This window comes from Desnuesiella massiliensis, assembly GCF_001403615.1.
GTDB lineage: Bacteria > Bacillota > Clostridia > Clostridiales > Clostridiaceae > Desnuesiella > Desnuesiella massiliensis.
In genome coordinates this window covers 1,137,312-1,150,895 of the sequence record NZ_LN879456.1, presented here as the reverse complement: position 1 = coordinate 1,150,895, position 13,584 = coordinate 1,137,312, and the positions used below count along the sequence as shown (strand labels likewise).

Sequence of the window (13,584 nt, the reverse complement as noted above, 5' to 3'; positions counted from 1 at the left end):
TCTTCCTTAATTGTGCACTGTGCATTGTGAATTGTGCATTGAAAAAACCCTATTTTTTTTCTTTATAATATTTTATATTAACCTTTTTAAAAAAGTATATTATTATATTATTGTAGGGATTAGATATATATTTTACACAAAGATGAAAATTTTATAATAGTTGAGGAGATGATTTTTTGAGTTCCTATAAGATTATTATGACTGGCGGAGGTTCAGCAGGTCATGTAACTCCAAATTTAGCTCTTCTACCTAAATTAAAGAATAAGGACTATGAAGTACTTTATATAGGTAGTAAAGATGGTATAGAAAAAGAAATAATTAAAAAAGCTAATATACCTTATTTTGAAATATCCTGTGGAAAGTTAAGAAGATATTTTGATATAAAAAATTTTTCTGATCCTTTTAAGGTTATAAAAGGAATTTTCGACGCTAACAAAATTCTTAAAAAGGAAAAACCAGATGTAGTATTTTCTAAAGGTGGGTTTGTAGCTGTGCCCGTGGTAATTAGTGCCTATTTAAATAAGATCCCTGTAATTGCTCACGAATCAGATCTTACTCCAGGATTAGCAAATAAACTTTCAGCACCTTATTGCACAAAGCTATGTGTAACATTTCCAGAATCTATAAAACATATTAAAGAGGATAAAGGAGTTTTGACAGGAACACCTATAAGAGAAGAGTTGCTTCTTGGAAGTAGAGAAAAAGGTCTTAGTTTCTGTGGATTTACTCAAAATAGGCCAGTATTATTGATCATTGGGGGAAGCCTAGGCTCAAAATATATAAATGATTTAGTAAGAAATTCTCTTATGGAATTATTAAAAAAATATAATGTGATTCATATCTGTGGCAAGGGGAATTTTGACGAAAATCTGGCTAAACTTCAAGGGTATAAGCAATTTGAATATATAACTGAAGAACTTCCCCACATTATGAAAGCTGCTGATATGGTTGTATCAAGAGCTGGAGCCAATGCCATATATGAATTTTTAGCTTTAAGAAAGCCTAATTTGTTAATCCCCCTTTCTAAAAAGTCCAGCAGGGGTGATCAAATTTTAAACGCTGCATCTTTTGAAAATAGCGGTTATAGTATGGTGGTTCAAGAAGAGGATATAAATTCAAAAAACTTAGAAGAAAAAATTGATGAATTATATAAAAATAGAAATACTTACATCAAGGCTATGGAAGAAAGTACCGTAAAAAACGGAGTAGACAAAATTATCGATATAATAATAAATTTTTCTAAAAAGTAGATAATAAAGTGGGGAAGTTAATAAACCCCACTTGTTTTTTCGATTTTTTTCTTAATTATTTTAGAAAATTTATAATATTTAGATAAAGTGTGATATAATAACCATATAAAGGTATTATTTTGGAGGTGAAGGAATATGAAGTTAGAGTTTTTTGGAGCAGCAGGTTCTGTTACAGGTTCTTGTCATATACTAAGGGTAAATGACAAAAATATATTACTGGATTGCGGATTATTTCAAGGACGAGACGAAAAAGAAAGAGGTAATGATATATTTCCCTTTAACCCCAAAGATATAGATTATGTTTTACTATCCCATGCTCATATAGATCATAGTGGAAGAATCCCATTACTGTACAAAAAAGGCTTTAAAGGTGAGGTGATTTGTACAGAAGCTACTATGGAACTCAGCAGGGTTATGCTCATTGATAGCGGTCACATTCATGAAATGGAAGCTGAGTGGAAAAATAGGAAAAGAGCAAGACAAGGACTTGAAAAAGTAGATCCCTTATATACAGTAAAGATGGCAGAACTCAGCAGCTATCTATTTAGGGGAATTAAGTATAATGAAGTTATAGAACTTTTTCAAGGCTTTAAAATATGCTTTAAGGATGCAGGACATCTTTTAGGGTCTTCTATTATTGAGCTTTTTATTAAAGAGGAAAACAAAGATGAAGTTAAAATAGTTTATAGTGGTGATTTAGGCAATATAAATATTCCTATTATTAAAGATCCTACCACCATAGATAATGCAGATTATGTAATAATGGAAACTACTTACGGAAACAGATTACATGAAAAAGGAGATAAGGAATTTAGCGAATTAGTAAAAATAATAAAAGATACTTTTAGAAGAGGTGGAAATGTTGTAATCCCTTCTTTTGCAGTAGGAAGAACTCAAGAGATAATATATGTGCTAAATAATTTTATAGAAAATGATGAATTACAAGGAGTAAAAGTATATGTAGATAGTCCTCTTGCTAGAGAGGCCACAAGAATATTTAATAAGCATATTGAGTTATATGATGAAGAGGCTCTTAAGATTATTAACAATGGAGATCATCCTTTAGATTTTGAGGGGCTGGTATTTACTCAAAGCGCTGAAGAATCCGCACAAATAAATAAAGTTCAAAAGGGAGCAATAATTATTGCTGCCTCTGGTATGTGTGAAGCAGGCAGAATAAAGCATCACTTGAAGCACAACCTTTGGAGAAAAGAAAGTTCCATAGTTTTTGTAGGTTATCAAGCAGAAGGTACTTTAGGAAGAGCTATATTAGAAGGAGAGAAAAAGGTTAAGATCTTTGGAGAAGATATAGCAGTAAACGCTAAGATTTATAATTTGCCTGGATTATCAGGTCATGCTGATCAGCTTGGTTTGTTAAATTGGATTAGTAGTTTTAAGAAAAAACCTAAAGAGGTTTTATTAGTTCATGGTGATAAAGAAGCGCAAAATAGCTTTAAAAATCTGCTAACAGATAAAGGTTTTAAAGTGAGAAGAATGAATTTAGGAGATATTTACTATATAAATGAGAAAATTGAAAATACTATGAATGTTAAGGCAGAGATAATTAAATATATTAATTCTATCGCAGATATAGAAAATATGAATCCAGAAGAAATAATTGAGGTAATAAAAAGCCTTATATCAAAAAAATGAAGGTAAATATGCATAAAAGTGCATATTTTGATGTCATATGACAAATTATGAAACTTGCAAAAAATCCACATTATTATATAATAAGTGTGTGAATAACTACTATAAATTAGTATTTTTTATTATCAAAATGATATTAAGAACAGGGGTGAGTTTATGAAGAAGGTATCGATAGTTTATTGGAGTAGTGGAGGAAATGTGGAGGTACTTGCAGATAAAATTTCACAAGGAGCAAAAGATGCAGGTGCTGAGGTAATCATTAAAACAGTTTCTGAAGCTAAGGTTGAAGATGTAGTATCTTCTGATGCTATTGCTTTTGGAAGTCCATCTATGGATAATAATAGAATAGAACAACAAGAGATGGAACCATTCATAAATCAGTTTAAGCTACTTCCTAATAATCAAAAAAGCCTAGTTTTATTTGGTTCTTATGGCTGGGATGAAGGTAAGTTTATGGAAGGCTGGAAAGAAAGAATGAAGGACTATAACTTTAATGTTATAGGAGATTTAACAGTGAAAGAAGCTCCTAGTGCTGAAGAATTGAATAGAGCTTATGAACTAGGAAGATTATTAGCAAAATAATTTATAGGTATTCATTACAATTTATATTTAAGCTATTAGTAAACAGCTTTAATTTTTTATGGGTTGTTTATTTATAAACATATTTAATATAAGAAAAATCGAAAGAGAGGTCAGTAGTAATGAGAAAGATGAAAACTATGGATGGGAATACCGCTGCTGGATATATTTCCTATGCTTTTACAGATGTAGCGGCTATTTACCCAATAACACCATCATCACCAATGGCTGAGCATGTAGATGAGTGGGCGTCTAAAGGACAAAAAAACATATTCGGCCAAGTTGTTAAAGTTATGGAAATGCAATCAGAGGCTGGAGCTGCAGGAGCAGTTCACGGTTCATTACAAGCTGGTGCATTAACTACTACTTTCACAGCTTCTCAAGGTTTATTATTAATGCTTCCAAATATGTACAAGATTGCTGGAGAATTACTACCAGGAGTTTTCCATGTAAGTGCCAGAGCGATAGCAGCTCACGCTTTATCAATATTTGGTGATCATCAAGACGTTATGGCTGCAAGACAAACTGGTTTTGCTTTATTAGCGTCAAGTAATGTCCAAGAGGTTATGGATTTATCACCAGTAGCTCACTTAACTGCTATTAAAGGAAGAGTTCCTTTCTTAAATTTCTTTGATGGTTTCAGAACATCTCATGAAGTTCAGAAGATAGAAGTATTAGAATATGATGAATTAAAGAACCTAGTAGATATGGAAGCTGTTGAAGCTTTCAGAAAGAGAGCTTTAAATCCAGAGCATCCAGTTACTAGAGGAACAGCTCAAAATCCAGATATATACTTCCAAGGAAGAGAAGCTTCTAACAAATACTATGAATCAGTACCTGAGTTAGTTGAAAGCTACATGAACGAAATTAACAAATTAACAGGAAGAGATTATCATCTATTTAATTACTATGGAGCACCAGATGCTGAGAGAGTTATAGTAGCTATGGGATCTGTATGTGATGTTATAGAAGAAACTATAGATTACTTAAATGCAAGAGGGGAAAAAGTAGGTTTAATCAAGATACACTTATTCAGACCATTCTCCTTAAAGCACTTCTTTGCTCAAATGCCAAAGAGCGTTAAGAAGATAGCAGTGCTTGATAGAACTAAGGAACCAGGATCTGCTGGAGAACCATTATATCAAGACGTAAGAAATGCTTACTATGATGAAGCAGTAAGACCAGTTATAGTAGGTGGAAGATATGGATTAGGCTCAAAAGATGTTACACCAGCTCAAATATTAGCTGTATATGACAACTTAAAGGCTGAAAGTCCAAAGAATAGATTTACTGTAGGTATAGAAGATGACGTAACTTTCACATCATTACCAGTAAAGAATGAAATAGATACTACACCAGAAGGAACTAAAGCATGTAAATTCTGGGGACTTGGTTCTGACGGTACTGTTGGAGCAAATAAGAGTGCTATCAAGATTATAGGAGACCATACAGACATGTATGCTCAAGCATATTTTGCTTATGACTCTAAGAAATCTGGTGGTATAACAATTTCTCACTTAAGATTTGGTAAGAAGCTAATAAAATCTCCATATTTAATAAATAGAGCTGATTTCATAGCTTGTCATAACCAATCTTATGTAAATAAATATGATGTTTTAGTGGGATTAAAGAAAAATGGAACTTTCTTATTAAACTGCATCTGGGATAAAGATGAGTTAGAAGCTCACCTACCAGCAAAAATGAAGAGATTTATTGCAGAAAACAATATAAACTTCTACACTCTAAATGCTGTAAAGATAGCTCAAGAAATAGGTCTTGGCGGAAGAATAAACATGGTGATGCAATCAGCCTTCTTCAAATTAGCTAACATAATTCCAGTAGAAGATGCTGTTAAATATTTAAAAGCTGCAGTAGTATCTTCTTATGGTATGAAGGGCGAAAAAGTTGTTAATATGAACAACGAAGCTATAGATAAGGGAATATCTTCTGTAGTTAAAGTAGAGGTACCAGCGCATTGGATAGATGCAAAGGATGCAGAAAAAGCTGAAGATAACAGACCAGAATTCATTAAGAACATATTAGAGCCAATGAATAGACAAGAAGGAGATCATCTTCCAGTAAGTGCTTTTATAGGTATGGAAGACGGTACATTCCCACAAGGAACTGCTGCCTATGAAAAGAGAGGAATAGCTATAAATGTTCCAGAATGGCAAATGGACAAGTGTATACAATGTAACCAATGTTCATATGTATGTCCACATGCTGTAATAAGACCGTTCTTATTAAATGAAGAAGAAGTTAAGAATGCACCAGAAGGCTTTGAAAGCAAGAAGGCTGTTGGTGGAAAGAGCTTTGAAGGATTAAACTTTACAATCAAAATAAGTCCATTAGATTGTACAGGCTGTGGAAACTGTGCTCAAGTATGTCCAGCTCCAGAAAAAGCTTTAATCATGAAGCCAATAGAATCTCAATTAGAGCAAACTAAGAACTGGGATTATGCATTGACATTATCACATAAAGAAAACCCAATGAACAATGAAACTGTAAAGGGTAGCCAATTTGAGCAACCATTATTAGAGTTCAGTGGAGCTTGCGCAGGTTGTGGAGAAACTCCATATGCTAAGCTTATAACTCAATTATATGGAGATAGAATGATGGTAGCTAATGCTACAGGTTGTTCATCAATTTGGGGAGGAAGTGCTCCTTCAACTCCATATTGCACTAATAAAGATGGTCATGGACCAGCTTGGGCTAACTCTCTATTTGAAGATAATGCTGAGTATGGTTTAGGAATGTACTTAGGAGTTAAGCAATTAAGAGAAAAATTAGCAGCTATGGTACTTGGAGCTATGGAAGCTAATGTAAGCCAAGAATTAAAAGAAGCATTAAAAGCTTGGTACGATGTAAGAAATAATGGAAAAGCATCAAAGAAAGCAGCTTTAGCTTTACTACCATTATTAGAAGCTGAAAAAGGAAATAACCTAGTAGCTGATATTTACAAGAATAGAGAATTCTTAATAAAGAAATCTCAATGGATCTTCGGTGGAGACGGTTGGGCTTATGATATAGGCTTCGGTGGATTAGACCATGTACTAGCTTCAGGAGAAGATATAAATGTATTAGTAATGGATACTGAAGTTTACTCAAATACTGGAGGACAATCTTCAAAATCTACACCAACTTCAGCTATAGCTAAATTTGCTGCTTCAGGTAAGAGAACTAAGAAGAAAGACTTAGGAATGATGGCTATGAGCTATGGATATGTATATGTAGCTCAAATAGGTATGGGTGCTGATAAGAACCAAGCTATTAAGGCTATTACAGAAGCAGAAGCTTATGAAGGACCATCCTTAATAATAGCTTATGCTCCATGTATAAATCATGGATTAAGAGCTGGAATGGGTAACAGCCAATTAGAAACTAAGAAGGCTGTAGAATCTGGATATTGGGCACTTTATAGATACAACCCATTATTAAAAGATCAAGGAAAGAATCCATTTAGCTTAGACTCAAAAGAACCAACTGCAAACTTCAGAGAGTTCTTAATGGGTGAAGTTAGATATTCTTCTTTAGCTAAAGCTTATCCAGACGTAGCAGAAGAATTATTTGCTAAGACTGAAAAAGATGCTAAGGAAAGATTAGATGGGTATAAAAAATTAGCAAATCAACAATAATATAAGTGAGGGAGACTTCTGTAGTCTCCCTTATTATTCATATTAAATATATTAAAAACAATAATTATTTTTAAATATTTATATAAAAAGTAAAAAAAACTCTTTTAATATTTCATAATTAAGGTTAAAATTAAACCATAACATATAAGGAGGTGAAAATCTGTACTTCTGAATTGATATTTCAGTTATAGAGGACAGAGAATACATGAATAAAGAAGAATTAAACAAATGTGGTTGTGGCTGCGAAGAGGAGAATACTTCCTGCGGATGCGGTGAAAATGATGAAGCTTGCGGTTGTGGCTGCGGATGCGAAGATCACGATCATGAACATGAATCTTTCGTTGTAGATTTAGAAGATGAGAATGGAAACATTATACCATGTGATGTTATAGATGGATTTGAATATAAAGATACTAACTATATTTTAGTTCAAAATCCTAACGATGGATCAATGTATCTTTTTAAAGCAGAAGGAGAAGATGGAGAGCTAGTAATCCCAGATGATGAAGAGTTTGAAGAAGTTTCTGCTTACTATGAAAGCCTTTTAGAGGAAGAAGAGGAAGAAGAATAATAATATAAAGCATAAAGCTGCTGCACATTGCGGTAGCTTTTGTTTTAATTCACAATACTAATTTTTTAATACCAAATCTCTTTAGCAAAAACCATAAAAACATATATTTTTTCTTAAGAAAAAATACTCATTAATTGCGCATTGTGAACTGTGAATTGTGCATTGAAAAAAGGTTGGTGTTTAAAATAGAAAAACTTGCTATTTTTGATGTAGATTATACCTTAACTAAAAAAGAAACCCTTATGGAACTATATAAATTTATGATAAGTAAGGATTTAAGATATATAAGATTCTTGCCTAGAGCCATATTTTCTGGAACTATGTTTCTAATAGGTGCTTTTGATGAGAAGAAAACAAAAGAAACCTTTTTAAAGTTTATAGAGGGCCTAAAGGAAGAAGATATGGGCAACATAGTAAAAGAATTTTACTCAAAAAGACTGAGTAATATCATTTATAAAGATGCCATGGATATGATTAAAAAATTAAAAGCTGAAGGCTTTAAAATATATCTGATATCTGCTTCACCAGAATTTTATTTAAAAGAGCTGTACAATATTAAAGAAGTAGATAGGGTAATAGGCACTAGGTTCCTTTGCAGTAAAGGTATTCATACGAGAAGAATGGAAGGGGAAAACTGTAAAGGAGAAGAAAAGGTTCTAAGATTAAAAGAGGTGCTAAAAAAAGAAAATATAGAAGTGGATTTTAAAAACTCCTATATGTTTTCTGACTCTTTATCTGACAAACCCTTATTTGACCTAGTAGGTAAGCCCTATTTAATAAATTACAAAAAGAAGCACCCTAATATTGAAATATTAAAATGGAGATAAAAGGAAGTGAGTGTTTTGGAATGCATAAATAATTTTTTTATACAGGAAGGCATTTCTTATGAGATTTCAGACTTTGAACAGCATAAGGTATTTGGCAGTACTAATATATATGAGGTCATAAGAATTATAGAAAATGTACCATTGTTCTTTGAGGCTCATATTAAGCGATTAAACAATTCATTAAAGCTTTTAAATAGAGAAAATGCAGTAAGTTTTGAAGAGGTGAAAAATAATATAAATAAGTTAATTAAGCTAAATAATAATAAAGAAGGCAATATTAAAATTATATTTAATGTAGATAATGAAAAAATTATAGATACTTATTATTATATTAGTCATTCCTACCCCTCAAAAGAAGAATATGAAGATGGAGTTTCCACGGTTTTATATTATGGTGAAAGAGAAAATCCTAATGCTAAAATCATAAATAATAATTTTAGAGAAGAAGTAAATAAGGTTATAAAAGAAAATAAGGCCTATGAGGCTATATTAGTGGATAGGGAAGGATATGTAACTGAAGGAAGCAGGTCCAATATTTTTATGGTGAAAGGTAATGCATTAATCACATCCCCTGTAGAAAAAGTCCTTCCAGGTATAACCAGAGAAGTTATAATAAAATTATGTGTGGAAAATGGAGTGGAAGTTATAGAAAGAAGAGTAAAGGATGATGAAATAGCACAATTAGATGGATTATTCATCTCCGGTACTTCACCTAAGGTGCTTCCTATATGTAAAGTTAATAATTATATTTATAATTCACCAAAAAATGATATAATATCATTAATTATGAAAAAATACGATGACTTTATATATAATTATATTAAAAGCTATAAATAGCATAAAATGTTTAATATAAATTAAAAATGTCAATATTAATCCGTAATTAAATAAAATATTAAATAGTATTATATAATATTTTATAAAGTATTAGCAAAAATTTACGATAAATTAGGAGTAAAAAAACAAAAATAATTAAAAAAAATCAGAATTTATGATATACTTTAATTGAATAGTATGGGTTGAATAGTAATATAAACCTTAATTAGTATAAATGAATTTTATTAAATTTAGGGAGAGTAAAAGGTATGGAGGGTAAAATCTATAATTCTAGTACTGTAGAAAAATGTTTAGAAATGGCATCACAAGAACTTAATGTTCCTATGAATCTATTAGAATATAAGGTTATAGAGGAAAAGAAGGGTTTATTTAAAAAATCTGCCAGTATTGAAGTTTACATAAAGGATGAACCTAAGGAGGCGGCTGTGCAAGAAGTACAGAGCCAGCATGGAACTATAGCTGTAGTAGAAGGGAAATTAGTTGTGAAAAATCCAAAGGACGGGGGGAGTCCTGCTACTATTACACCTTCTAATAATATTTATATAATTGTAAATGAAAAAGCTATTGAAAACAAAACATCAGTATTTGAAGAAAGCCAAATTGAAGTAAGATTTAAAGAAGAAGAAGCAAAGCGAATTTTAAATATTAATATTACTCCAGATAGAATGAAGGCAGTTATTAATATAGAATATATTGCTAAGTGTAAATATAAGCTAAAAGATTTAAAAGAGTCTAATCATGCATCTTTAAGCCTTGAAATAGTGGAGGAGGAGTATCCTCCACTATATACGCTATCAGATATAAGAAATGAATTGTCTAAGGTGGGTATTACCTATGGTATTGTAGAGACTAATCTTATAAAATGCACTATAGAAAGAGATATCAATGAGATGATCATAGCGGAAGGTGTACAAGCTATTGATGAGGAACCTGAGATCTTAGATATTAAATTTAATGCCTCTGGAATGATGCAATTAAAGGAAGATAAAAAAGGGAAAATCGATTATAGAAATCTAAGCGCTATAGAAACTGTAAGACCAGGAGACTTACTAGCTGTTAAGATTGATGGTAAACCAGGTAATGATGGCATAAATATAAGAGGGGAAATCCAAAAACATAAGCTTTCTAAGAAAATTACATTAAAAGCTGGCAATGGAACAGAAATAAGAGAAGACAATAAGGTATATGCAACCATTGAGGGTAAACCTTCAGTGAAAAACGGGGTTTTTATAGTAAATCCAGTGCATGAAATCAATGCAGATGTAGATATGAAAAGTGGTAATGTGAAATTCTTAGGAGATGTATTGATTCATGGAGATGTAAAACAAGGCATGAAGATTGAAGCTGGAAATGCCATTGTTATTGATAAAAATGTAGAATCCTCAGAAGTTATGGGTAAGGGAGATATAACCATTAAGGGTAATGTTATTTTATCTAAGATTTTTGGTGGAGGAGAGGATGTTTTTAAGCTTCAACACTTGAATAATTTAGAAGAACTTAAGAAGCAGCTAAAGCTTTTGATGGATACTGTTGTAGAAATAAAAAGATTTAACCTTTTAGGTAAGAATGCTTCTGATGGAGAGATAGTAAAAGCTCTTATAGAAAATAAATTTAAAGTAATTTCTAAATTATGTATTAATATTATAAGGGATAATTTATTGGATAGTAGTGAAGACAATGAAGTGGTAATAGCTATAAAAGATAAGCTTGTAGGGTTAGCTCCTTTAAAAATAAAGCATTTTGGAGAGATAGATGATATCATATCCTTACTAAGCATGAAAAGTGAAAATATGAGAAATGCTTTAAGTATACCGGTAACTGTAAATATATCTTATTGTCAGGATTCCACTATACAGAGTTCTGGAGATATTATATTTACTGGAAAGGGTATGTATGTATCTAATATAATAGCAAACAAGAGTGTTTATTTTAATAGCGATAAGACCATAGCAAGAGGTGGAACTATAAAGGCAAATAGTGAAATAAGATGTAAAACTGTTGGAAGTTCTGGAGGAGTTACTACTAAACTTATGGTAGGAGCTAAAGGTCATATCTGGGCAGATGTGGCTTTTCAAAACACTATATTTGCAGTAGGAGGAAGAGAATACTTGCTGGAAAACCCTAGTAAGAATATACATGTATATATTCATGAATCTGGCGATCTAATGGTTGACAAACTATTATTGTAGGAGGAGTATACTATGAATGACAAAGAAATAAAAGTATTGGTATTTAACTTAAATGGAGAGTTTTATGCTACAGACATTATGGAGGTAGAAAGAATACTTGGCTATGAGCAAACTACAGTATTACCCGATTCTCCAGATTTTGTAGAAGGGGTAATAAACTATGAAGGAAATATTTTGCCCATAATTAGTTTATCTAAGAGATTTAATCTTCCTTCGCCTGAAAAACAAGATTCTAAAGTAATAGTTGTAAAGCAAGGAAAAACTAAAATAGGAATGATCGTTGATGTGGTATCAGAGGTTAGAGATGTAAAATTAAGCAATATTGAAAATCCACCAGAAATTGCGGCCCCTATATCAAGAAGATATATTAAAGGGCTTATAAAAATAGATAAAAAAATAATCATATTCTTAAATCTAGGAAGCATATTAACAGACGAAGAAAAAGAAATGATAAGTTAATAGGTGCTGCTTATGGAGATAAAAGAGGTAAGAGTAGGTATTGCAGATTTAAATATAGTGAGTTCTCCGGGAAAATTAATTACTGTAGGGTTAGGCTCTTGTATAGGTATAGCTTTTTATGATAAAGTATATGGTTTTGGAGGACTAGCCCATATAATGCTTCCTGATAGTACTCAGTTTTCAAATGTCACAAATCCTTTTAAATTTGCGGATTTAGCACTTCCTGTTCTGTTGGAAAAAATGGAAAAGCAGGGATGCCATAGAAGAAATATAAAGGCAAAAATTGCTGGAGGAGCTTCTATGTTTAACTTTTCAGATAAGAATATGATTATGGACATAGGAAATAGAAATGGTATAGCTGTGAAACAAGCGTTGGATAAGTTATCTATACCTATATTAAGTGAAGATATAGGGGGAAATAAGGGTAGAACCATGATTTTTGATACATCAAATGGAGTAGTTCAAATAAAGACTGTAGGATTAGGCGTTAAAGAAATATGATGGAGTTGATAACTTGAAAAAAATTAAAGTTATAGTAGTAGATGATTCAGCTTTGATGCGAAAAGTCGTATCAGATATGATAAATGAAGAAGAGGATATGGAGGTATTGGACACGGCCAGAAATGGAGAGGACCTATTCTCTAAATTAGAAAAAATGTCACCGGATGCTATAACCTTAGATGTTGAGATGCCAAAAATGGATGGTATATCAGCATTAAAAGAGCTGAAAAAGCGAAACATAGATATACCAGTAATAATGCTTAGCAGCATTTCTACAAAAGGAACCGAGCTGACTATGGAATGCTTAGAAGCTGGAGCTTTTGATTTTATACCAAAACCTTCAGGAACTATATCATTAGACATTAATAAAGTAAAAGATGATCTAGTTCAAAAAATAAGATTAGCTTCTGCAAGAAATAGAAGTAAGGATAATAGTAATATAAAAGCAAGAAAAGAAGTGTCCATAACTAGTAGAGAAACACCTAAAGCAGTTAGGAGTACTCATGCTTCAAAGATAGAAGCTGTGGTTATAGGAGCTTCTACAGGGGGGCCTAAGGCGCTATACACAGTAATAACGGCTTTACCTGCTAATTTAGGAGTACCTATTTTTATTGTTCAGCATATGCCTGCAGGTTTTACAAAAGCCTTTGCAGATAGATTAAATAATAATAGTGATATTAAAGTAGTAGAAGCGAAAGAAGGAGATATGATACAAAATGATGTAGTTTATATAGCTCCTGGTGGATACCATATGGAGATAGGTATGGATAAAAAAATACACTTAAATACCGAGCCAACCCTTTGGGGGGTAAGACCAGCAGTAGATAAGTTATTCTCCTCCGCAGTAAAAGTTTATGGTGCTAATTTAATGAGTGTTGTATTAACAGGTATGGGAAGAGATGGGGCTAATGGTACTGTAGAGGTTAAGAAGGCTGGGGGATATACCCTATCTGAGGACCAATCCACCTGTACCATATATGGAATGCCAAAAGCTACTTTTGAAACTGGGATGGTAGATACTGTACTTCCCATAGATCAGATTCCTATCGAAATTGTGAAGACGTTAGTGGGAAGTAGGAGGTAAAT

The 13,584-nt window shown here is 32.1% G+C and carries 11 protein-coding genes; all 11 read left to right on the top strand.

Features of this window, described 5'->3' with window-relative positions:
* The first annotated feature begins 176 nt into the window (after positions 1-176).
* The 11 genes from BN2665_RS16405 to BN2665_RS16355 all read left to right on the top strand — a co-directional run bounded on the left by BN2665_RS16405 (position 177) and on the right by BN2665_RS16355 (position 13,582).
* The gene (locus tag BN2665_RS16405) at positions 177-1,250 is read left to right on the top strand and encodes an undecaprenyldiphospho-muramoylpentapeptide beta-N-acetylglucosaminyltransferase (protein WP_278335901.1); all 1,074 of its coding nucleotides are present in this window, start codon (positions 177-179) and stop codon (positions 1,248-1,250) included.
* Between the two features lie 135 nt (positions 1,251-1,385).
* On the top strand, positions 1,386-2,903 hold the full coding sequence (locus tag BN2665_RS16400) for an MBL fold metallo-hydrolase RNA specificity domain-containing protein (protein WP_055668169.1): 1,518 nt from the start codon (positions 1,386-1,388) through the stop codon (positions 2,901-2,903).
* 153 nt (positions 2,904-3,056) lie between these two features.
* Complete coding sequence (locus tag BN2665_RS16395) at positions 3,057-3,482, top strand: flavodoxin (RefSeq protein ID WP_055668168.1); 426 nt, start codon at positions 3,057-3,059, stop codon at positions 3,480-3,482.
* Positions 3,483-3,601: 119 nt separating this feature from the next.
* Positions 3,602-7,114: a pyruvate:ferredoxin (flavodoxin) oxidoreductase gene (gene nifJ, locus BN2665_RS16390; RefSeq protein WP_055668167.1), complete on the top strand. Its 3,513-nt coding sequence runs from the start codon at positions 3,602-3,604 to the stop codon at positions 7,112-7,114.
* Positions 7,115-7,319: 205 nt separating this feature from the next.
* Positions 7,320-7,685, top strand: a complete 366-nt coding sequence (locus tag BN2665_RS16385; protein WP_055668166.1) for a DUF1292 domain-containing protein — start codon at positions 7,320-7,322, stop codon at positions 7,683-7,685.
* 185 nt (positions 7,686-7,870) lie between these two features.
* Positions 7,871-8,512: an HAD-IB family hydrolase gene (locus tag BN2665_RS16380; RefSeq protein WP_055668428.1), complete on the top strand. Its 642-nt coding sequence runs from the start codon at positions 7,871-7,873 to the stop codon at positions 8,510-8,512.
* A 15-nt stretch (positions 8,513-8,527) separates the two neighbouring features.
* Positions 8,528-9,349, top strand: coding sequence for an aminotransferase class IV (locus tag BN2665_RS16375; protein WP_055668165.1), 822 nt, complete (start codon positions 8,528-8,530; stop codon positions 9,347-9,349).
* Positions 9,350-9,597: 248 nt separating this feature from the next.
* A complete protein-coding gene (locus tag BN2665_RS16370) occupies positions 9,598-11,538 on the top strand; it encodes a flagellar assembly protein A (protein WP_055668164.1) in 1,941 nt (646 codons plus the stop codon).
* A 12-nt stretch (positions 11,539-11,550) separates the two neighbouring features.
* The gene (locus BN2665_RS16365) at positions 11,551-11,997 is read left to right on the top strand and encodes a chemotaxis protein CheW (RefSeq protein ID WP_055668163.1); all 447 of its coding nucleotides are present in this window, start codon (positions 11,551-11,553) and stop codon (positions 11,995-11,997) included.
* Positions 11,998-12,009: 12 nt separating this feature from the next.
* On the top strand, positions 12,010-12,498 hold the full coding sequence (locus BN2665_RS16360) for a chemotaxis protein CheD (protein ID WP_055668162.1): 489 nt from the start codon (positions 12,010-12,012) through the stop codon (positions 12,496-12,498).
* A gap of 13 nt (positions 12,499-12,511) precedes the next feature.
* Positions 12,512-13,582 carry a protein-glutamate methylesterase/protein-glutamine glutaminase gene (locus BN2665_RS16355; protein ID WP_055668161.1) on the top strand — a complete coding sequence of 357 codons (1,071 nt, stop codon included), beginning with the start codon at positions 12,512-12,514 and terminating at the stop codon, positions 13,580-13,582.
* Positions 13,583-13,584: the final 2 nt, after the last annotated feature.

Bases quoted from the DNA above. Each gene is read 5' to 3' on its own strand.
- BN2665_RS16400 (WP_055668169.1), top strand. From the start codon at position 1,386: ATGAAGTTAGAGTTTTTTGGAGCAGCAGGTTCTGTTACAGGTTCTTGT.
- BN2665_RS16395 (WP_055668168.1), top strand. From the start codon at position 3,057: ATGAAGAAGGTATCGATAGTTTATTGGAGTAGTGGAGGAAATGTGGAG.
- nifJ (WP_055668167.1), top strand. From the start codon at position 3,602: ATGAGAAAGATGAAAACTATGGATGGGAATACCGCTGCTGGATATATT.
- BN2665_RS16385 (WP_055668166.1), top strand. From the start codon at position 7,320: ATGAATAAAGAAGAATTAAACAAATGTGGTTGTGGCTGCGAAGAGGAG.
- BN2665_RS16370 (WP_055668164.1), top strand. From the start codon at position 9,598: ATGGAGGGTAAAATCTATAATTCTAGTACTGTAGAAAAATGTTTAGAA.
- BN2665_RS16365 (WP_055668163.1), top strand. From the start codon at position 11,551: ATGAATGACAAAGAAATAAAAGTATTGGTATTTAACTTAAATGGAGAG.
- BN2665_RS16360 (WP_055668162.1), top strand. From the start codon at position 12,010: ATGGAGATAAAAGAGGTAAGAGTAGGTATTGCAGATTTAAATATAGTG.